This window comes from Azospirillum sp. HJ39, from assembly GCF_041507355.1.
GTDB lineage: Bacteria > Pseudomonadota > Alphaproteobacteria > Azospirillales > Azospirillaceae > Azospirillum > Azospirillum thiophilum.
The window spans coordinates 2,902,621-2,922,043 of sequence record NZ_CP167911.1 but is presented as its reverse complement, the minus strand read 5'-3'; the positions used below and the strand labels follow the sequence as shown (position 1 = coordinate 2,922,043).

Annotated in this window: 18 protein-coding genes; 10 read left to right on the top strand and 8 right to left on the bottom strand. The window is 69.2% G+C overall.

Going from position 1 to position 19,423, the window contains the following annotated elements:
* The first annotated feature begins 157 nt into the window (after positions 1–157).
* From rsmB to purH, 3 genes are all read left to right on the top strand, one after another.
* Positions 158–1,453 (top strand): 16S rRNA (cytosine(967)-C(5))-methyltransferase RsmB, encoded by a 1,296-nt coding sequence (rsmB, locus tag ABMY26_RS27240; RefSeq protein ID WP_372397692.1) that lies wholly within the window; start codon positions 158–160, stop codon positions 1,451–1,453.
* Between the two features lie 200 nt (positions 1,454–1,653).
* Positions 1,654–3,306 carry a heparinase II/III family protein gene (locus ABMY26_RS27235; RefSeq protein ID WP_372397691.1) on the top strand — a complete coding sequence of 551 codons (1,653 nt, stop codon included), beginning with the start codon at positions 1,654–1,656 and terminating at the stop codon, positions 3,304–3,306.
* A gap of 275 nt (positions 3,307–3,581) precedes the next feature.
* Positions 3,582–5,186, top strand: a complete 1,605-nt coding sequence (gene purH / locus ABMY26_RS27230) for a bifunctional phosphoribosylaminoimidazolecarboxamide formyltransferase/IMP cyclohydrolase (RefSeq protein ID WP_372397690.1) — start codon at positions 3,582–3,584, stop codon at positions 5,184–5,186.
* A gap of 194 nt (positions 5,187–5,380) precedes the next feature.
* Here purH and ABMY26_RS27225 read toward each other — a convergent pair whose 3' ends face one another.
* The 5 genes from ABMY26_RS27225 to ABMY26_RS27205 all read right to left on the bottom strand — a co-directional run bounded on the left by ABMY26_RS27225 (position 5,381) and on the right by ABMY26_RS27205 (position 9,965).
* Positions 5,381–6,277: an RNA polymerase factor sigma-32 gene (locus ABMY26_RS27225; RefSeq protein ID WP_372397689.1), complete on the bottom strand. Its 897-nt coding sequence runs from the start codon at positions 6,275–6,277 to the stop codon at positions 5,381–5,383.
* Between the two features lie 276 nt (positions 6,278–6,553).
* Complete coding sequence (locus tag ABMY26_RS27220; protein WP_372397688.1) at positions 6,554–7,474, bottom strand: hypothetical protein; 921 nt, start codon at positions 7,472–7,474, stop codon at positions 6,554–6,556.
* A gap of 187 nt (positions 7,475–7,661) precedes the next feature.
* Positions 7,662–8,162, bottom strand: a complete 501-nt coding sequence (locus ABMY26_RS27215; RefSeq protein WP_014248912.1) for a CarD family transcriptional regulator — start codon at positions 8,160–8,162, stop codon at positions 7,662–7,664.
* A gap of 368 nt (positions 8,163–8,530) precedes the next feature.
* Entirely contained in the window at positions 8,531–8,869 is a 339-nt protein-coding gene (fdxA, locus tag ABMY26_RS27210; protein WP_045581181.1) for a ferredoxin FdxA, read from the bottom strand.
* A gap of 127 nt (positions 8,870–8,996) precedes the next feature.
* Positions 8,997–9,965: a LysR substrate-binding domain-containing protein gene (locus tag ABMY26_RS27205; RefSeq protein WP_372397687.1), complete on the bottom strand. Its 969-nt coding sequence runs from the start codon at positions 9,963–9,965 to the stop codon at positions 8,997–8,999.
* 180 nt (positions 9,966–10,145) lie between these two features.
* On the opposite strand from ABMY26_RS27205, the gene ABMY26_RS27200 reads away from it, so the two are divergent.
* Positions 10,146–11,375 carry a YbfB/YjiJ family MFS transporter gene (locus ABMY26_RS27200; protein ID WP_372397686.1) on the top strand — a complete coding sequence of 410 codons (1,230 nt, stop codon included), beginning with the start codon at positions 10,146–10,148 and terminating at the stop codon, positions 11,373–11,375.
* Between the two features lie 136 nt (positions 11,376–11,511).
* Positions 11,512–11,922, top strand: coding sequence for a cyclic nucleotide-binding/CBS domain-containing protein (locus tag ABMY26_RS27195; protein ID WP_372397685.1), 411 nt, complete (start codon positions 11,512–11,514; stop codon positions 11,920–11,922).
* Positions 11,923–11,981: 59 nt separating this feature from the next.
* Here the strand turns inward: ABMY26_RS27195 and ABMY26_RS27190 are convergent, their stop codons facing one another.
* Entirely contained in the window at positions 11,982–12,701 is a 720-nt protein-coding gene (locus ABMY26_RS27190; RefSeq protein ID WP_372397684.1) for a TerC family protein, read from the bottom strand.
* A 183-nt stretch (positions 12,702–12,884) separates the two neighbouring features.
* Positions 12,885–13,094, bottom strand: coding sequence for a hypothetical protein (locus ABMY26_RS27185; RefSeq protein WP_372397683.1), 210 nt, complete (start codon positions 13,092–13,094; stop codon positions 12,885–12,887).
* A gap of 305 nt (positions 13,095–13,399) precedes the next feature.
* Between ABMY26_RS27185 and nhaA the strand changes: the two genes are divergently transcribed.
* The 3 genes from nhaA (at position 13,400) to hemN (ending at position 16,694) form a co-directional block, all read left to right on the top strand.
* Entirely contained in the window at positions 13,400–14,620 is a 1,221-nt protein-coding gene (gene nhaA, locus ABMY26_RS27180) for a Na+/H+ antiporter NhaA (protein ID WP_372397682.1), read from the top strand.
* Positions 14,621–14,760: 140 nt separating this feature from the next.
* On the top strand, positions 14,761–15,198 hold the full coding sequence (locus ABMY26_RS27175) for a DUF4112 domain-containing protein (protein ID WP_372397681.1): 438 nt from the start codon (positions 14,761–14,763) through the stop codon (positions 15,196–15,198).
* Positions 15,199–15,266: 68 nt separating this feature from the next.
* Entirely contained in the window at positions 15,267–16,694 is a 1,428-nt protein-coding gene (hemN, locus tag ABMY26_RS27170; protein ID WP_372397680.1) for an oxygen-independent coproporphyrinogen III oxidase, read from the top strand.
* 114 nt (positions 16,695–16,808) lie between these two features.
* Here hemN and ABMY26_RS27165 read toward each other — a convergent pair whose 3' ends face one another.
* Positions 16,809–17,633 (bottom strand): EF-hand domain-containing protein, encoded by an 825-nt coding sequence (locus ABMY26_RS27165; protein ID WP_372397679.1) that lies wholly within the window; start codon positions 17,631–17,633, stop codon positions 16,809–16,811.
* Between the two features lie 329 nt (positions 17,634–17,962).
* On the opposite strand from ABMY26_RS27165, the gene ABMY26_RS27160 reads away from it, so the two are divergent.
* Positions 17,963–18,403, top strand: coding sequence for an SH3 domain-containing protein (locus tag ABMY26_RS27160; RefSeq protein WP_372397678.1), 441 nt, complete (start codon positions 17,963–17,965; stop codon positions 18,401–18,403).
* A 123-nt stretch (positions 18,404–18,526) separates the two neighbouring features.
* On the top strand, positions 18,527–19,420 hold the full coding sequence (locus ABMY26_RS27155) for an ImuA family protein (RefSeq protein ID WP_372397677.1): 894 nt from the start codon (positions 18,527–18,529) through the stop codon (positions 19,418–19,420).
* Positions 19,421–19,423: the final 3 nt, after the last annotated feature.

The window sequence follows — 19,423 nt, the reverse complement described above, 5'->3', positions numbered from 1 at the left end:
GAAGACCAAGGGCCGGGCGGCAACGCACCGGCCCTTCGCTTTTTCCGGGGTGGGCCTTCCCGTTCCCCGACCCGTCTTCTGCAAAACACTCCCATTCCACGGAAGGCCGGGCATCCCGTATCGACACTGGCCGTCCGGCGCGCTAGATCCTTAACCCATGACCGACACCTCCCTCGCCGCCCGCGGCGTCGCGCTCGACTTGCTGCGCGACGTGCTGCGCAAGTCCGTTCCCTTCGACGATGCGTTCGATGCGCATCCCGAACTCGCGTCGCTGCAGCCGCGCGACCGTGGCTTCGTCCGTATGCTGGTCGCCACCGTCCTGCGCCGGCTGGGCCAGATCGACGAGCTGATCCAGTCCAGCCTCGCCAAGCCGGGCCTGCCCAAGGCGGCGATCCACGACATGCTGCGGCTGGGCACGGCGCAGCTGGTGTTCCTGAACACCCCCGCCCATGCCGCGGTCGACACCGCGGTGGAGTTGGCCGCGGCGCGCAACGCCGCTCCCTACAAGGGGCTGATCAACGCCGTGCTGCGCCGCATCGGGCGCGAAGGGGCGGCGATGGCGGAGAAGCAGGACGCCGGGCGGCTGAACACGCCGGACTGGCTGTGGCTGTCCTGGCGCTCGGCCTACGGCACCGCCCGCACCCGCGGCATCGTCGAGGCGCATCTGCACGAGGCCCCGCTGGACATCACCGTGAAGTCGGACCCGGAGGGGTGGGCGGAGCGTCTGGGCGCCACCGTGCTGCCGACCGGCTCCCTGCGCCGGCCGGCCGGCGGTTCGGTGACCGAGCTTCCCGGCTTCGACGAGGGGGAATGGTGGGTCCAGGACCTTGCCGCCTCGCTGCCGGCCAAGCTGTTCGGCGATCTGGCCGGCAAGCGGGTGTTCGACCTCTGCGCCGCCCCCGGCGGCAAGACGGCGCAGTTGGTGGTGCAAGGCGCCCAGGTCACCGCCATCGACCGTTCCGCCCGCCGGCTGGAGCGGGTGACGGAGAACCTGAAGCGCCTGTCTCTCGAGGCCGAGGTGCTGGCCACCGACGCCGCCACCTGGGAGCCGGAGGCGCCGGCGGATGCCGTGCTGCTCGACGCTCCCTGTTCGGCCACCGGAGCGATCCGCCGCCATCCCGATATCCTGCGCGTCAAGACGCCCGACGACATCGCCAAGCTGGCCCGTGCCCAGTCGCGGCTGCTCGCCCGCTCGGTCGAGCTGCTGAAGCCCGGCGGCACGCTGGTCTACTGCACCTGCTCCATCCAGCCGGAGGAGGGAGAGGTGCAGATCGCCCGCCTGCTGCGGCAGGACCAAAGGATGGAGCGCTGGCCGGTTGCCGCCGACGAATTGGGCGGGCTGTCCGAGGCGGTCAACGAGGCGGGGGAGGTCCGCTCCCTGCCGGGCATGCTGGCCGATCTGGGCGGCATCGACGGCTTCTTCGTGGCCCGGCTGCGCAGACGCCTGGACTAAGCGGGGGTTCCGGACTTCGCATACGAAAGGCTGGGCCGAAAGGCCGGTTCGGACCCGGGGATAAGACCCAGGCCCGTCTTGCGATGCGGACGGCGAATTGATACCACACGGTCCATGCTTTCGTCCGCGTTCTCCCGCACCGCATCATCACCCTCCGCCGGCTGCCGACGCCGCTCGCGGTCCTGAAGGAGTCGGCGCTGATGGGCGACGGGAATGGACGGTTTCGCAGCGGCATGGCACGCCTTGCCTATGGGAACCCCCTCTACGCCCTGATGCTGGGGGGCAAGGCGCCGGGGGCGCTGGCGGTGGTCCCTCCCGATCCCTGGCCGGGCGATACCGACAGCGGCAACGCCATCCTGGCTGGCCGGATGAGGTTCGCCGGTCAGGAGATCGCCGTCGATCCCGCCGGTGCGCCGAACTGGCGGCCGCAGGGTGCGACGTCCGGCTGGCTGCGCACCGCCCATGGCTTCGAATGGCTGCGCGACCTGCGTGCGGTCGGCGGCGACATGGCACGGCGCCGGGCGCGGGTGCTGGTGTGGTCGTGGCTCGACCAGAATGGCGGCTGGCATGCGCAGAGCTGGGCGCCGGACGTGCTGGGGGTGCGGCTGGCCAGCTGGATCGGCCTGCATGACTTCTATTGCGCCTCGGCCGACGACGAGTTCCGTGCCCGCGTGTTCGAGAGCATGGCCCGTCAGCTGCGCCATCTGCTGCGGGTGGCGCCGGCCAAGCTCGACGGCGAGCGGCTGATCGGCGCCGTCAAGGGGCTGCTCTATGGCGGCTATTGCCTGCCCGACCAGGACAGGGCGGCGCGGGAGGCGCTGCGCCTGCTCGACCGCGAGCTGCCGCGCCAGATCCTGCCCGACGGCGGCCATGTGGAGCGCAACCCGTCGATCCAGATGCGGGTGTTGCGCGACCTGATCGACATGCGCGCGGTGCTGCGCGTCGCCAGGGAGGAGGTGCCGGAAAGCCTCCAGCATGCCATCGACCGCATGACGCCGGCGCTTCGCTTCTTCCGTCATGTGGATGGCGGGCTCGCCCTGTTCAACGGTGGGCAGGAGGAGGACCAGGCGCTGATCGATACGGTGCTGGCCCAGGCCGACGCCCGCGGCCGTCCGCTGAAGAGCGCGCCGCACACCGGCTTCGAGCGGCTGATCGCCGGCCGCACCCTGGTGCTGCTCGACACCGGCGCGCCGCCGCCGGCCGGACTGGACCGCTCCGCCCATGCCGGCACCCTGTCGATTGAGGTTTCCGTCAACAAGGAGCGGCTGATCGTCAATTGCGGCAGCCACCCGTCCCAGCGCGGCCCCTGGCGCGCTGCCCTTGCCGGGACGTCGGCCCATTCGACCATGGTCGTCGCCGACACCAACTCGTCGGAGGTGCTGGACAAGGGCGGGCTGGGGCGCCGGCCGTCCCATGTCGGGTGCGAACGGCAGGAATCCGACGGTGCCGTGCTGGTCGTCGCCACCCACAACGGCTACAGCAAGGGCTTCGGCCTGCTGCACCGCCGCCGTGTCTATCTGGCCGACAACGGCGAGGACCTGCGCGGCGAGGACACGCTGGAACCGGTGATCGGTGCCACGCCGCAGCCTCAGCCCTATGCCATCCGTTTCCACCTGCACCCGCAGGTCGAGGTGGTGCCGGTCCAGGGGAACGACCAAATGCTTCTGCGCCTGCCCAGCGGCAATTCCTGGCGCATGCGGGTCACCGGCGCCGTGCTTGAGGTGGCGGAGAGCGTCTATCTCGGCAGCGGGGACGAGCCGCGCCGCACCCGCCAGATCATGATGCAGGGACAATGCGGCCCCGAGGGCATCACGGTGAAATGGGCCTTGCGCCGCGAACGCAAGGCGGCGTAAATCCCGCCCATCCGCGGTGGCCGGGCCCCTTCCTCCATGGGCAGGGGTGTGGAAACACGGATGAACACGGGATTTTCGAGCACGGACGACCACGGGACTCTTCATGCCGTGCTTATCCATGTCCGCGACGGCGCCATGCCGCCCGGCGGGCAGGGATAAGCACGGTTGAACGGCATTTCCGTGGCCGTCCGTGCTTTTCTTCTTCCCGTGCTTGTCCGCTGTTTTCCCTGACCGCTTGCGGCATCGACAACGCCAGCGATCAGGAAGCCCCCCTCATGAGCCCGCCCAAAGCCAACCACGCCCCCGCCCCCGACAAGGTCCGCATCGCCCGCGCCCTGATTTCCGTGTCCGACAAGGCCGGTCTGGTTGAGTTGGGCAAGGCGCTCGCCGACCGCGGCGTCGAGATCCTGTCGACCGGCGGTTCGGCCCAGCGGCTGGCCGAGGCCGGCGTGTCGGTCAAGGAGGTTTCCGACCACACCGGCTTCCCCGAGATCATGGACGGCCGCGTCAAGACGCTGCACCCGCGCGTCCATGGCGGCATCCTGGCCCGCCGCGACATCCATGCCGACGCGATGGCCCGGCACGACATTCCCGGCATCGATCTGGTGGTGGTGAACCTTTACCCGTTCGAAGCGACGGTGGCCGGGGGCGCCGGCTATGACGATTGCGTCGAGAACATCGACATCGGCGGGCCGGCGATGATCCGCGCCGCCGCCAAGAACCATGATTTCGTCGCCATCGTCACCGAGCCGTCCGATTATGCGGCGGTGCTGGACGAGCTGGCGACCCATGACGGCTGCGTCACGCTGGCGCTGCGCCGCAAGCTGGCCCAGCGCGCCTATGCCCGCACCGCGGCCTATGACGCCGCCATCTCCACCTGGCTGGCCGGGCAGCTGGGCGAAACCTTCCCGCCGCGCGCGACCCTGTCGGGCTCGCTGGTCCAGACCCTGCGCTACGGCGAGAACCCGCACCAGCAGGCGGCCTTCTACGTCACCGGCGAGAAGCGTCCGGGTGTGGCGACCGCCGTGCAGTTGCAGGGCAAGGAGCTGTCCTACAACAACCTGAACGACACCGACGCCGCCTTCGAGCTGGTCGCCGAGTTCGAGCAGCCGGCCGTCGCCATCATCAAGCACGCCAACCCCTGCGGCGTGGCGCAAGGGGCGAACCTGCTGGAGGCCTACCGCTCGGCCCTGCTGTGCGATCCGGTCAGCGCCTTCGGCGGCATCATCGCCGTCAACCGGTCGCTGGACGCCGAGACCGCCGAGGAGATCTCCAAGCTGTTCGCCGAGGTGGTGATCGCGCCGGACGCCGACGAGGCCGCCCGCGCCCTGCTCGCCACCAAGAAGAACCTGCGCGTGCTGCTGACCAGGGACGTGCCGAACCCGGCCGAGCCGGGCATGATGATCAAGCAGCTGTCGGGCGGCTTCCTGCTGCAGAACCGCGACAGCGGCCGCGTCGATCCGGCCGAGCTGAAGGTGGTGACCAAGCGCGCGCCGACCCAGCAGGAGCTGGCCGACCTGCTGTTCGCCTTCCGCGTCGCCAAGCACGTCAAGTCGAACGCCATCGTCTATGCCAAGAACGGCGCCACGGTGGGCGTCGGTGCCGGCCAGATGAGCCGCGTCGACAGCGCCCGCATCGCCGCCATCAAGTCGGCCGAGGCCGCCAAGGCCGCCGGTCTGGCCGAGCCGCTGACCAAGGGTTCGGTGGTCGCGTCCGACGCTTTCTTCCCGTTCGCCGACGGCCTGCTGGCTGCGGCGGAAGCCGGCGTCACCGCGGTGATCCAGCCCGGCGGCTCGATCCGCGACAACGAGGTGATCGCCGCCGCGGACGAGAAGGGACTGGCGATGGTGCTCACCGGAATGCGGCATTTCCGGCATTGAGGTGTTGATGGGGGGGAGCGCTTGGTTGTTGCCCCCTCCCTAACCCTCCCCCACCTCCGGTGGGGGAGGGGACTGCCGCCGCTCCGTTGTCGAGATCCCCTGCAAGCGTCCTGCCCCCTCCCCCGCGATCGGACCGGCCTTCGGCCGGCCGAGAGCGGGGGAGGGATGGGGAGGGGGCAAGCGGCGCGAACTCCTCACGCCTCCGCCAGCAGATCGTCCGTATCCTCGACCCGCTTCAGCATCGACTGGCGCAGCTTCAGCAGGGCGCGGTGCTCGAGCTGGCGCACCCGTTCCTTGCTGACGCCCAGTTCGCGGCCCAGCTGTTCCAGCGTGGCGCCTTCCTCGCGCAGGCGGCGTTCGCGGATGATGGTGCGTTCGCGCGGGCTGAGTTCGCCGAGCGCGTCGGCCAGCCATTGCGAGCGGGTGTTGGCATCGCGCATGCCGATCACCACGTCCTCGGGCGATGGGCGCTGGTCGGCCAGGAAGTCCTGCCAGTCGTCGTCGGAGCCGTCGGCCACCGGCGTGTTCAGCGACTGGTCGGCGCCGGACAGCCGCATCTCCATCGCCTCGACCTCCGCCACCTCGACCTGGAGTTCGCCGGCGATCCATTCGCGGCCTTCCTGGGTCAGGGGGGCGCCGCTGCCGTTCTGGGTCGCGCTGTCGATCTTGGCGCGCAGGCGGCGCAGGTTGAAGAACAGGGATTTCTGCGCCGCGGTGGTGCCGGTCCGCACGATCGACCAGTTGCGCAGGATGTAGTCCTGCATGGCCGAGCGGATCCACCAGGCGGCGTAGGTCGAGAAACGCACCTCGCGGTCGGGCTCGAAGCGGCCGGCCGCCTGCATCAGCCCGACATTGCCCTCCTGGACGAGATCGCCCATCGGCAGGCCGTAGTTGCGGAAGCGCGACGCGGTCGCCACCACCAGACGGGTGTAGGCACGGACCAACTCATGAAGCGCCCGTTCGTCGGAGCCTTCGCGCCATTTGCGGGCGAGCTCGAATTCATGATCGCGCGACAACAGAGGTTCGCGCATGGACGCCTTGATGAAGCTCAGGTTAGCACGCTGAGTCTCCGGATCGTCGATATATGCCATCCGTCCCTTCCTTCCCGTCTGGGCGGCGTCGTGTTCCTTCGCATATCCCCGTACTCGTGGGTCTTCGCCGCTCTGCCGCCTGTCCCCGGTCGATGCCGTCGGGTTACACAACAAGCATGGGCGTGCCCTGTTGCGGAATCATACGCAGGTGTAGGGTCGGCGGATCACGATGGTCAGACGAATTTTCCAGGCGGTTTATTCCAAGCCGCCTGTGGGGAGGATGGGGCCGGGGATCGTTCGGACGGTTGGAAGGCACGGGCTGGGGATAAGGGTGGGTCAGACCTGGAAAAGGTCCAGCATCTCGCCGAAAGAATCGAAACAGGCGCAGACGAGATGCCCGCCCCGGCCACAGCCGCCGTCCAGCGTGACCGCCACCGGGCCGGCATCGACGCCAGGGCTGCCCGGCGTCCAGGCGGGATCGTAGCCGCGCACCAGCCGGCGAAATCCGCAATAGGGGTCTTCCAGGCGGGCGAAGGCGGCGCCGCCCCACCAGAAGGCGTCGCCCTGGCCGCCCAGCGGGCGCTTGGGATCGATGCCCGCACTGACCATCAGCAGGCTGCCGCCGCCCCGGCCGGCCATGCCGGCGTCGGGAAGGCCGTCCACGGTCGTGCCGGTGTAGGCGGCGCGGCGGAGCGCATTGAACAGCGCCTCGTGCCCCGGCCGGCGGGCCACCGCCTGACGCAACTCGCGGGTCCAGCGGCCCAGCATCACCGCCCCGCCGCGCGCCGCCGCCATGCCGGCGTCGGTGACGCCGCCATAGGCGGCCAGTGTCGGCGCCACGCCCTGGTGCAGCATCCAGTCCAGCACGGTGCGGGGATCGGGTGCGAAGTGGAGTTGCAGCAACTTCTGCCACATCTCCTCCTGCTGCCCGCGCAGATAGACGATGTCCGACGCGATCATGCCGGGCATCGCCAGCAGCGCGATGCGGAAGGCCAGCAGCCGGTCGATGGTTTCCACCACCTGGCTGCCGAAGCCGATCATGTTGCCGAGATAGACCAACCGGTCGCCGGGCCGGAAACGCTGGCCGATGGCGTGGTGGATCACGTCGAGCCGGTCGGGCTGCGCGTGGATCGCTCCCACCGCCCAGACACGGCGCGGCCGGCCGAGCGGCGCGAAGCGGCCATCGTCCTCGGTCGCCGCGGCATGGTGCGGCGTCTGGCCGGGGCGGGGATGTGCAAGGCGGGGCGGCAGGCCCAAACTCGAACTCCTTCAACGTCGATCCGACGATGACGGCCCAAAGGCGGCAGCCGGAGGGCGGCGGGGAGTGTAGGCGTGTCGTGCATGGACACAAAGGCGAAAAAACGAAACGGGCGCGCGGCCAGACGTAGCAGCCGCGCGCCCGGTCGTGACACGGACGGAGTGTCGGAGCCCTATCGGGCGGGCATCAGGCCGCCTTGGACAGCACCGATTCCAGACGCTCCGTCGCCTTGGTCTCGTCGATCTTCTCGACGGCGGCCAGTTCGCGGGCCAGACGCTCCAGGGCGGCCTGATAGATCTGGCGCTCGCTGTAGGACTGGTCGGACTGGTCGGCGCCGCGGTACAGGTCGCGCACCACCTCGGCGATGGACACCGGGTCGCCGGAGTTGATCTTGGCCTCATACTCCTGGGCGCGGCGGCTCCACATCGTGCGGCGGACGCGCGAACGGCCCTGCAGCGTCTCCAGCGCGACCTTGATGCGGTCCTTGGACGACAGGCGGCGCAGGCCGGCGTTGCGGGCCTTGGTGACGGGGACCTTGAGCGTCATGCGCTCTTTCTCGAACGTGATCGCGTAGAGTTGAACCTCGAGTCCGGCAATGCTGTGGGTCTCGATCCCTTCGACCCGACCGACGCCATGAGCCGGATAAACGACGAAGTCACCGGCTTCGAAGTCAAGCTTGTTCGACATGTGGATTGGCTCTCACTTCTCGCGATCACGCCATTTTGCCGTCCCGGTGGAAGGGACGAAAAAGGACCCCGGACAGTTATGGCGCCGTGGGGATGGGGTCCATCCACGACGATCACAAAAGCCACGAGTCCTTGAACGAAAGGGAAACCGGCAATAGCGCGGAGGCCGGCTCCGGGCGCGCATTATAGCGATGTTACGCCCGAGTTACAAAGGGAACGCGCAAGCCCCCGGGCGGAAAACATCCATCCCCGGCCATGGCCGACCCGTCGATTTTGCATGGCAACATCGGCGGGTGCAATCGGTTGATGCGGCCCGACTCGAAAAAGCCGGCGGGACGGTCCCTGGCCTTGCGGGCCGCATCCGCTGGATCAGCCTGCGCCGCCCGGCTTGGGAGAGAAGAACTTCTCGAACTTGCCGTCGACGTTCTTGAACTCGTCGGCGTCGGCCGGCGCGTCCTTCTTGCGGGTGATGTTCGGCCATTGGCCGGAATAGTCGCGGTTCATCTCCAGCCACTTGGTCGCGCGGTCGTCGGTGTCCGGGACGATCGCCTCGGCCGGGCATTCCGGCTCGCACACGCCGCAGTCGATGCACTCGTCCGGATGGATGACCAGCATGTTCTCACCCTCGTAGAAGCAATCCACGGGGCAGACTTCGACGCAGTCGGTGTACTTGCACTTGATGCAGCCGTCGGTGACGACGTAGGGCATGATTCATTCTCCGCTGTTCCGGCTGGCGGCGTCAGCCGCGCGTCGCTGTCACGGCCTCGCATGTCGGAGCCGAATCCCGAAACGGGCACGCGCGTTGCGCCGGGCCGGATGGCCAACCCGGGCCTGCCTAGCACGCCGCGGACAACCCGTTCAACCCCGTGCGTGATGTGGGCGTCCCTGTCGCAGGGGCAAGCGAATTCATTGCCGGATCGATTTGCCGGCCCTTCGCCGCCCCGTCCTTCGCCGTCTCGTCGGACACCGCTTCGACGAATGCGCGCAGGCTGGCGGTCTCGATGGCATCGGTCCGGCGGACGAAGCGGGTCGGCATGCGGGCGAGGCCGTCGGGAAGCGGCCGTGCGGCCAGCAGGTCGCGCCAGGGATCGCGCTCGGCCACCGAGCGGGGCATGACCGTCACCCCCATGCCGGCACCGACGCAGCCCAGGATGGCGTCGAGCGCACCGAACTCCATGATCCGGAAGGGCACGCGCCCGGCTTCGCGCATCGCCATCTCCGCCCGGCCGCGGTAGGCGCAGGCACGGCCGAAGGCGATCAGGGTGCGGCGGGCCGAGTCGGTGGTCAGTCCGGCGGCGGGTTCGACCAGCACCAGCTCCTCGTCGAAGACGTGCTGCGCGGTCAGGTCGGGGTGCGCCACCTCGCCGCCGACGAAGGCGCCGTCCAGCCGTCCGGCCAGCACCTCGCCCAGCAGTGTTTCGCTCGGGCCGGGGGTGATGGTCAGTTCCACATCGGAATGGTCTCGGTGGAAGCGGGCCAGGAGCCGTGGCAGCCGCACCGCGGCGGTCGATTCCATGCTGCCGATTGCCAGCCGTCCGCCGCGGCCCGCCGCCTCCGCCACCGCGTCGCGGGCCTGGGCGACCAGCCGCAGCACCCGGTCGGCGTAGCCGGCCAGCACGCGCCCGGCCGGCGTCGGCTCCATCCCGCGGCTCAGCCGCAGGAACAGGTCGACGCCCAAATCCTCCTCCAGCCGCTTGATCCGTGCGGTGACGTTGGACTGGACGCAATGCAGGGACTCTGCCGCGCGGCTGACGCTGCCGGTGTCGGCGACCGCCTTCACCACCCGCAAACCGGCCAGATCCATCAAGACGCCTCCCGATCCATGCGCATGGCACCCATCACCAGGAGTGGAGCTTATCATCGGAACAATTCATTGGAAATGAGGGTTTGGCCCGGCCATCATGACGGCCGGGCAATCGCCAGGACAATCAATCCGCCAGCCGGGCAGTCGAAAGAGCCGGCGGAAACCGGGAGGGCGTGGATCATGGTTCGGGTGCTGGTCGGAGGCGTGATCGGGCTTGCCATCGCAATGGGTGTGGCGCGCTTCGCCTTCACTCCGATCCTGCCGGCGATGCAGGCGGCGACCGGACTGGGGACCGACGGGGCGGGGCTGCTCGCGTCGTTGAACTATCTGGGCTATTTCGTCGGCGCGCTGGCCGCCGGCCTGGTGCCGCACGGGGCCAGGCGCACCGCGGTCTTCCGGCTGTCGCTGCTGCTCAGCGTCGCCACCACCGCGGCAATGGGGCTGGATCTGGGCGATGCCGGGCAGGCGATGCCGGTCTGGCTGGTGCTGCGCTTCCTCTCCGGCCTGTCGAGCGCGGGCATTTTCATCCTGGGCATCGCCATGGTGTTGGATACGCTGTCCCGCGGCGGCGGCGAACGCCTTGCCGGCTGGCTCTATACCGGGGTCGGGCTGGGTATCGCCTCGTCCGGGCTGTTCGTGGCGCTGGCCGGCGGCCGGCTCGGCTGGGCTGGCGACTGGCTGGCGCTGGGGGCGATCTGCGCCGTGCTGGGCCTGTTGCCCGGCCTGTGGGTGACCGATCCGCCGCCGCGGCATTCCGCATCTGCCGCCGGGGAGGCTTCTGCGAGGCCGGCAAGCGGCCCGGCGCGGGCCGGCGGCGGTCTGTCGGCGCCGCTGCTGCTGCTGACACTGGCCTATTTCCTGGAGGGGGGCGGCTACATCGTGTCGGCCACCTTCCTGGTCTCGATCCTCAAGACCGATCCCGGCACCGCGGCGGTGGGCGAGGCCGCCTGGATGGTGGCGGGACTGGGGGCGATCGGGGCCGGCGTGTTCTGGGCGGCGGTCGCCCGGAGGACCAACAGCTGGTGGGCGCTGATCCTGGCCCATCTGACCCAGGCGGCCACCATCCTGCTGCCGATGACCGGCTCGCCGACCGTCGCCGTTGCCTCGGCGCTGCTGTTCGGTGCGACCTTCGTCGGCATCGTGTCGCAGGCCTTCGCGTTGGGTCGGCAGTTGTCGGCCGGCGCCTCGGCCCGGGTGGTCGGTGCGCTGACCGCCGCCTATGGGCTGGGCCAGATCATCGGGCCGTTGCCGGCCGGGCTGGCGGTGACGCAGACCGGCAGCTTCAACGCCGCCCTGCTGGGCGCCGCCGCCGCGGTGGTGCTGGGCGCGGTGCTGCTGGCGTTCGGCATGGTGATCGCCGGACGGCAGGCCTCGGCTGACGCTGCGCTGGCCTCGCCAAATGTTTCGTAGGTATTCATAGGGATTGGCTGCGCCGGACGTTGCAGATACCTGCGACAATCGGCGCCCCGCCGCTGCGAATGCTGCTGTTTTCCCTGATCGTCCGCTTTGGCTACAGTCTTGCCACAACAAGCAGATCGGGGGAGTCATGAAACGCAAGCTGGTTCCGGACGTGGTGAGGTCGCAGGAACTTATCCTGGTGCCGGAGGATACCTCCGTCGCCACCGTGTCGAAGATGATGGCCGAGAAGAACATCGGGGCGGTGCTGGTGGTGAACCACGGCGCCCTGATCGGCATCGTCACCGAGCGCGACCTGAACAACAAGGTGCTGTCGAAGGATGTCGACCCGTCGTCGGTCGAGGTCGGTTCGGTGATGACCCGCAACCCCGACAGCCTGCCGCCCGATGCCGACGCGGTCGATGCGCTGAAGCTGATGCATGACAAGCATTACCGCCACCTGCCCGTCACCCAGGGCAAGCGCGCGGTCGGCATCGTGTCGATCCGCGACCTGTTCAAGGTCGCCTACGAACATATGATGGCCGAACGCGCCGGGGCGTGAGGGGATAAGGGGACGCCGCGTGTCGGCGCGGCGTCCCTCCTCGCTCAGTGCAGTCCCGTTCAGTGCCCCACGGTCTGCTTGCGCCTTGCCATCAGGTTCAGCGCCTCGACCAGGGCGGAGAAGGCGATGGCGAAGTACAGGTAGCCCTTGGGAATGTGGAAGCCCAGGCCGTCCGCGACCAGTGCCACGCCGACCAGCAGCAGGAAGGACAGCGCCAGCATCTTCACCGTGGTGTGACGGTTGACGAAGTCGCCGACCGGGCCGGAGGCGAACAGCATCACCGCCATGGCGATGACGACGGCGGCGATCATCACCGGCAGGTGGTCGGACATGCCGACGGCGGTGATCACGCTGTCGAGCGAGAAGACGATGTCCAGGAACATGATCTGGACGACGACCGAGGTGAAGGTGGCGTGCTTGGGCGCCGTCCCCGTCTCCTCATGGCCTTCCACGGTGTGGTGGATCTCAAGTGTGCCCTTGGCCAGCAGGAACATGCCGCCCAGGATCAGGATCAGGTCGCGGCCCGACACCTCCCAGCCGAAGACGGTGAACAGCGGCTGCGTCAGCTGCGCCACCCAGGCGATGGAGGCCAGCAGCATCAGCCGGGTCAGCAAGGCCAGCGCCAGGCCGATGCGGCGGGCGCTTTGCTGCCGTTCGGGCGGCAGCTTCGACGCCATGATCGAAATGAAGATGATGTTGTCGATGCCCAGCACGATCTCCAACGCGGTCAACGTCAGGAGGCTGGCCCAAATATTTGGGTCGGCAAGCAGGTCGAGCATGAAGGGCGGAACTCCGGCGGTCTGTGGACGCGGTCAAAGGGAAAGGTGCCGGCGCCGCGGGGCACCAGCTTGATCGCGACCACATGAGATCGAAGCTGCCCCGCTGCAAGAGGGGAAAAGGTTCGCTGCCGATGGAAATCGAGTCATAGGCGGTTCGGCCGGGTTTGGGCCGGTCGGCTCCGGTCAGATCAAGGAGGCGAAGTCCCGCCGCCCGTCCGCCGTGGCGGGCGTTCGGCCGAAGGCGCCCCGGCCGGTGCCGTCCCGCGCGCTCCAGGCGCGGCGTCGCACGGCCATCTGCAGCCGGCAGTCCTGCGAGCAATAGCGCGGCGCCGGGCCGCGCGTGGATGTGCGGATGAATGGCCGGCCGCAGCAGGCGCAATAGAGGGTGGTCATGGGCGTTTCCTCCGCAAAAGGGCGGCCGTTCGATCCGGCCTTGCCCCAAGCCGCCGGGTGGAACCGGCCCCGCGGCTTTGTCGCTGTTGGTTTCATTGTGTCGGCCGTGCGCGGCCTCCGCCAGCGGTAAAAAGACACGATCGGCGGGCCGTGGGCCTGCAGGAGCCGCGAAACCGTTGCGGATGCAATCGTTTAGCGACGAAAACGCGTCAATTCGACGCTGGCGGCGGGGCTGGCGTCTTTCAAAGGTGGCGTTGCGGGCTTATCTCTTCCGCTTGATCCATAATCCGGAAAGACGAGACGCGATGACGCTGAGACGCCTCGCCACCTTCTTGCAGACCGAAAGCGCCAGCGGCGTGGTCCTGATGATTGCGGCCGTCCTCGCCCTGCTGTGGGCGAATTCGCCGGCGGCCCCGCTGTATGATGCGATCCTGGCGATGAAGGTTGCGGTGACGGCCGGCGGCATCGGTTTGGACAAGCCGCTGATCCTGTGGATCAACGACGGGCTGATGGCGATCTTCTTCCTGCTGGTCGGGCTGGAGATCAAGCGGGAGGTTCTGGACGGCGAACTGTCGAGCCCGGCCAAGGCGATGCTGCCGGGCATCGCGGCCTTGGGCGGCATGGCGGTCCCCGCCCTGGTCTATTGCCTGTTCGCGCAGGCGGAGCCGGGTGCCCTGCAGGGCTGGGCCATTCCGGCGGCGACCGACATCGCCTTCGCGCTCGGCGTGCTGGCCCTGCTGGGCAACCGGGTGCCGGGCAGCCTGAGGGTCTTCCTGCTGGCGCTGGCGATCATGGACGATCTGGGCGCCATCGTGATCATCGCCATCTTCTACAGCCACGGGCTGGTGCCGCTGGCGCTCGCCCTGGCGGCGGCCTCCGCGCTGGGGCTCTGGCTGCTGAACCGGGCGGGTGTGCGATCCTTGGCGCCCTATCTGGTGCTGGGGCTGGTGCTGTGGGTGTGCGTGCTGAAATCGGGCATCCATGCCACGCTGGCCGGCGTGGTGCTGGCCTTCGCCATCCCGCTCCGCGGTGCCGGTCCCGCCGGCGAACAGAGGGAAGCCGGGCGGACGGAGGAGGAGGCGCCGCTTCATCGCCTGGAGCATGCGCTGCATCCCTGGGTCGCCTTTCTCATCATGCCGGTCTTCGCGCTGGCCAATGCCGGCGTGCCGCTGGACGGCATCACCCCAGCCAGCCTGCTGGAGCCGGTGCCGCTGGGCATCGCGCTGGGCCTGTTCCTGGGCAAGCAGGCGGGGGTGTTCCTGGCGGTTTGGATCGCCGTGCATGTCGGGGTGGTCGAGCGGCCGGCCCGCGCCAGTTGGGGCCAGGTCTATGGGGTCGCCGTGCTGACCGGCATCGGCTTCACCATGAGCCTGTTCATCGGCACACTCGCCTTCGCCGATCCGGAGCACGCGGTCGCGGTGCGGCTGGGCGTGCTCACCGGCTCGCTGGCGTCGGCGCTGGTCGGTTACGCGCTGCTGCATGTCGCCGGCACGAGACGGGCGCGGGCGGCGGTGGCTGTGCGCTGAGCAGGTTTCTCCAGCCCGCCCATCTGTGGGCGGAGTCCGAAAACCTGCTTTGGGCCGTGGAACCCGCGGGGCCGTGGCGGGTTCTTCCCTTGCGGGAATTCGCGCGGCCGGCGCGGGACCGACAGATCGGGGGACACGCGATGATCGACGCCATCCGCACACGCCGACGCAGCGTCACGGAACCTCCCCCGCCGGGCGAAGCCCGCGGCTCGGTCCCCATCGACTTCCAGCGGCTGGAGCGGCTGCGCCGCCTGTCTCGCCTGATGGACAGCCGCTGGCGCATTCCCTTCACCCGCATACCGGTCGGCCTCGACGGCATCGCCAGCCTGGTGCCGGTGGCGGGCGACACGGCGACCGCGGTGGTATCCGCCTACATCATCCTGGAGGCCGCCCGCTTCGACCTGCCCAAGACGCTTCTGGCCCGCATGGCCTTCAACGTCGCGGTGGATTGGGCGCTCGGTTCCGTCCCGGTGATCGGCACGGTGTTCGACGTCGCCTTCAAGGCCAACCGGATGAACCTCGACCTGCTGCACGAGCATCTGGAGCAGCGTCTTGCCGGTGCTGCGGCGAGGCGGTAAGGCCGCGGCATCTGCGGTCTTGACGTGGATCAAGGCAGGGGCGGAGAGGCTGCGGCACTCTGTCGCTCATGAACGCCATCTCCGCCCCCCTGGCTCGCGCGGCCGTTTCGCCGGCCCCCGCCGCCCCGTCCCGTATCCATGGTGTCGATGCCGCGCTGCTCGCCAAATATGACGGGCTGCGGGTGCCGCGTTACACCAGCTACCCGACCGCGCCGCACTTCACGCCCGAGGTGACCGGCGACGTTTATGGCGGCTGGTTGGAAGCGGTCGAGCCGACGCGGTCCGGCTCGCTCTACCTGCATGTCCCCTTCTGCCAGAAGATGTGCTGGTACTGCGGCTGCCACACCAAAATCGTCGCGCGCTATGCCCCAATCGCCGAGTATCTCGGCCATATGCGCCGCGAGATCGCCATGGTGGCCGACCGCATCCCCGGCCGGCTGGCGGTGCGCCACATCCATTTCGGCGGCGGCACCCCGACCATGATGGCGCCCGACGATTTCGAGGCGATGATCGCGCTGCTGCGCTCGCGCTTCGACGTCGCCGCCGCCGCCGAACTGGCGGTGGAGATCGATCCCCGGACCCTGACGGCGGAGATGGCGGCGGCGCTGGGCCGCGCCGGTGTCAACCGCGCCTCGCTGGGCGTGCAGGATTTCGACGCCACCGTTCAGGAGGCGATCAACCGCGTCCAGCCGCGCGCCGTGACCGAACAGGCGCTGGCGTGGTTGCAGGAGGCCGGCATCGCCAGCGTCAACCTCGACCTGATGTACGGCCTGCCGCACCAGTCGGTGGAGAGCGTCACCCGTTCCGCCGAAATCGCGCTGGAGATGGCGCCCGACCGGCTGTCGGTCTTCGGCTATGCCCATGTGCCATGGATGAAGACCCATCAAAAGAAGATCGACGAGTCGGTGCTGGCCGACTCGCTCGGCCGCTGGGAGCAGTTCGCCGCCATCGCCGACACGCTGTCGGCCGCCGGCTACAGCGCCATCGGCCTCGACCATTTCGCCCGTCCCGGCGACGAGCTGGCGGTGCAGCAGGAGGAAGGGCGGCTGGGCCGCAACTTCCAGGGTTACACCACCGACGACGCCGAGGTGCTGCTGGGCTTCGGCGCGTCCTCCATCGGCGCGCTGCCGCAGGGCTATGTCCAGAATGCCGTCCCCTTCGACCAGTACGCCACCGCCGTCGAGGAAGGACGCCTGCCCACCGGCAAGGGCATCGCGCTGACCGACGACGACCGGCTGCGCCGCGACCTGATCATGCGGCTGATGTGCGACCTGTCGGTCGACACCGCCGCCGTTGCCCGCGCCCATGGGCTGAGCGAGGACGCCTTCGAGCCGGAGCTGGCCGGCATGGCCGATCTGGTCGCCGACGGCGTCGCGGTGGTGGAGGGGCGGCGCGTCCATGTGCCGGAAAGCGCCCGTCCGCTGATGCGCATCGTCGCCGCCCGTTTCGATACCCACCTGTCCAAGGGCGCCGGGCGGCACAGCCGGGCGGTGTGAGGCCGGTTGATTTGAAGACGGCGGGGCCTCTCCGCCGGTATCCCTGAAAAGAAAAGGCGGCCGGCGCCACCCGCCGACCGCCTTTCCCCGTGCCGCGCATCCGAACCCACAAGGCTACGCGGCAACCTCGTTGATGCCCTGCATCAATGTCCGCAGCATGTCGCCGCTGAGGCGGTTGGAGGTCACGCCGCCCGTCTGCTGCTGCGTGTTCCCGCCATAGGCAGCCCTCTTCTCCTCTTCCGAGACATAGCCGTCCTGGTTGGTGTCCAGCGGGTCGTAGCTGGTCGTGCCGCCCGCAGCCGCCGTGCCGCCCGAGGCCGACGACGACGAGGATGTCGAAGAGGACGTGGTCGACGTGGCGGCGGCGGTGGACTCGCTGTCCGAAGCCGCGGCCGTCCCGCTGTCGTTGGCGGGCGGCGGCGGGGGCGGCGGACGGTTGGCGTCGGCCTCTTCCAGCGCGCTGGTCAGCTCGTCTTCCGAGATCGATCCGTCCTCGTCACTGTCGAGGCTGCTGAACAGCGACGAGGCGTCGGTGTCGGTCTGCCCTGCGGAGGTCAGGGCGGAGGACAGTTCGTCCGCGCCGATGCCGCCGCTGCTGTCGCTGTCCAGGCTGGAATAGAGGTTCTGCGCGAACTGCTGCTGCATCGCGCCCGCCTGCTCCTGTGCCGCCAGCAGGGCGCTGCCGCTGCCATAGTCGAACTGGCTGGAGAAGGAACTGAACTCCGTCGCGTTGAGCGACCCGTCCTTGTCGCTGTCCAGGCTGCCGACCAGACTGTCGACCGCCGAGGAGAGCTTGGAACTGTCGGACGAGGCCGAAGTGCCTTCGAGCGCGCTCAGCAGTTCGTCCTTGGACAGCGACGAATCGCTGTTGGCATCCGCCTTGGAGAAGAATTTCTGGAGCGTCGCTGCGCTGCTGGAACTGCCGAGGGAGGAAATCATGGCCGGATGTCCCCGTGAGGTGCGCGGTCGTTATGGACTGCCGTCTTGGCGCGGACGTCCTGCGACTGTCTCGGGCGTCTCGATGGTCAAGATACGCGGAGCCGGGGCGGAGTCCTGCGCGGGGCGGATGTGGAAAAGATCGGGTTTCCGGCAAATTTCCAGACCCGGGCCGCCCGTCCCAAAAAGCGCATGGCGACCCTGGTTGCGCTGCGGTGGCGAAGAGGTCCCCGCCTCCTGTATGGTCGCGCCGAAGGTCCGCGGCCTTTCCCCGGCCCCCTTCGGCCTTCTGCCAAGCACCGATCCCTTCAAGGTGAGCGATGATCCGGCGTGTGCGTACCCTTCCGCTGATGGTGGCCCTGACCGTGCTGGCGGTCCCCGGCTGCATGCCGTATCAGCGCATCCCCAATCCGCCGGCCGTGCGCACCGCACCCGACACCGGGACCGGGCTGGAGCCGATCTATGGGGAATGGCAGGTGGACAAGCCGACCCCGCTCCATGCGCAGCCTTCCGCCGGGTCGGGGGTCGTTGCCACGCTGGGGACCGGGCAGGCGGTGACCACGCTGGGCAGGGTGCGCAACAGCGACTGGGTCGCGGTGAAGGCCGGCGGCTCCACCGCCTATGTCCGGCTGCATCTGCTGAGCTTGAAGGGCAGCACGCCGCGCGGCAGCCGCGGTACCTCCACCACCCTGGCGAAGCCGGCCGACAATGCCGGCCCGACCATCAAGGCCGCCCCGCGCGGCAAGATCGGCGCCACCCCGATCGCCAATTGATCGGGCGCCAACCGATCCGGCCGCTTCCGGGCATCCAACGGGACAGGAGTCTCAGACTCCCCCTCGGCAAGGCTTCGTGATAGAACATATCAGGAACATATGCCTGTCGAGAGGAGCTGGGTCATGAGCCTGGTCATGCCTGCCCTGCCGCCTTCTTCCATCCCCGCGGAGGTTGCGCCGCGCGACCGTGCCGGTGTGCTGGCCGATCTGCGGGCGCGCATCCGGCGGATGGAAGGGGCGGGCGGGGAGGGGGGGCGGACCCTGTCGTTCGGAATCGGGTCGATCGACACCCATCTGCCCGATGGCGGCCTGCCGCTGGGCTGCCTGCATGCGGTGGCGTCGGAGGAACCGGGGGCGGGTACCGGCTTCGCCGCGGTCCTGCTGGCCCGGCTGGCGACGCCGAAGGCGCCGGCCTTGTGGATTCTGCGTGGGCGCGACCTCTATGCCCCCGGTCTGGCGGTCTATGGGCTGACGCCGGACCGGCTGCTGGCGGTGCGGGCGGTGCGGACGGCCGACGCGCTGTGGGCGATGGAGGAGGCGTTGCGCTGCTCCGCCCTGTCGGTGGTGCTGGGCGAATTGTCGGGGCTGAGCCTGACCGCGAGCCGTCGGCTGCAACTCGCCGCCGAGTCGTCGGGCGTGACCGGCCTCCTGCTGGATTTGGGCGCAGGGGGAGTATCGGGCAGTCGGGGGGATGGCCGGCGGCCGGAAGGGTTGAGCGCCGCCGTCACCCGTTGGCGTCTGGACACCGCACCCAGCCTGGATGAAGAGGATGATGCGTTCCCGCGCCCGGCCGGAGGCGGCCTGCCGGGATTGGGGGAGCCGCGCTGGACCGTCGCGCTGGAGCGCTGCCGGGGCGGCCGGCCGGGCCGCTGGACCCTCGCCTGGGATGGAGAGGGCTGGCACGAGGCCGGAGACGACCTCGGGCGGAGCGGCGAAGACCGGCGGATCCTTTGGCCGACGTCCGACAAGCGACATGATCCTGTGTCGGATCTCCGCCCGGCGGCTGCCGGCCGCTAGGAG

Excerpts from the sequence above, each read along its gene's own strand:
- rsmB (WP_372397692.1), top strand. The coding sequence starts at position 158 with ATGACCGACACCTCCCTCGCCGCCCGCGGCGTCGCGCTCGACTTGCTG.
- ABMY26_RS27235 (WP_372397691.1), top strand. The coding sequence starts at position 1,654 with ATGGGCGACGGGAATGGACGGTTTCGCAGCGGCATGGCACGCCTTGCC.
- purH (WP_372397690.1), top strand. The coding sequence starts at position 3,582 with ATGAGCCCGCCCAAAGCCAACCACGCCCCCGCCCCCGACAAGGTCCGC.
- ABMY26_RS27225 (WP_372397689.1), bottom strand. The coding sequence starts at position 6,277 with ATGGCATATATCGACGATCCGGAGACTCAGCGTGCTAACCTGAGCTTC.
- ABMY26_RS27215 (WP_014248912.1), bottom strand. The coding sequence starts at position 8,162 with ATGTCGAACAAGCTTGACTTCGAAGCCGGTGACTTCGTCGTTTATCCG.
- fdxA (WP_045581181.1), bottom strand. The coding sequence starts at position 8,869 with ATGCCCTACGTCGTCACCGACGGCTGCATCAAGTGCAAGTACACCGAC.
- ABMY26_RS27205 (WP_372397687.1), bottom strand. The coding sequence starts at position 9,965 with ATGGATCTGGCCGGTTTGCGGGTGGTGAAGGCGGTCGCCGACACCGGC.
- ABMY26_RS27200 (WP_372397686.1), top strand. The coding sequence starts at position 10,146 with ATGGTTCGGGTGCTGGTCGGAGGCGTGATCGGGCTTGCCATCGCAATG.
- ABMY26_RS27195 (WP_372397685.1), top strand. The coding sequence starts at position 11,512 with ATGAAACGCAAGCTGGTTCCGGACGTGGTGAGGTCGCAGGAACTTATC.
- ABMY26_RS27190 (WP_372397684.1), bottom strand. The coding sequence starts at position 12,701 with ATGCTCGACCTGCTTGCCGACCCAAATATTTGGGCCAGCCTCCTGACG.
- ABMY26_RS27185 (WP_372397683.1), bottom strand. The coding sequence starts at position 13,094 with ATGACCACCCTCTATTGCGCCTGCTGCGGCCGGCCATTCATCCGCACA.
- nhaA (WP_372397682.1), top strand. The coding sequence starts at position 13,400 with ATGACGCTGAGACGCCTCGCCACCTTCTTGCAGACCGAAAGCGCCAGC.
- ABMY26_RS27175 (WP_372397681.1), top strand. The coding sequence starts at position 14,761 with ATGATCGACGCCATCCGCACACGCCGACGCAGCGTCACGGAACCTCCC.
- hemN (WP_372397680.1), top strand. The coding sequence starts at position 15,267 with ATGAACGCCATCTCCGCCCCCCTGGCTCGCGCGGCCGTTTCGCCGGCC.
- ABMY26_RS27165 (WP_372397679.1), bottom strand. The coding sequence starts at position 17,633 with ATGATTTCCTCCCTCGGCAGTTCCAGCAGCGCAGCGACGCTCCAGAAA.
- ABMY26_RS27155 (WP_372397677.1), top strand. The coding sequence starts at position 18,527 with ATGAGCCTGGTCATGCCTGCCCTGCCGCCTTCTTCCATCCCCGCGGAG.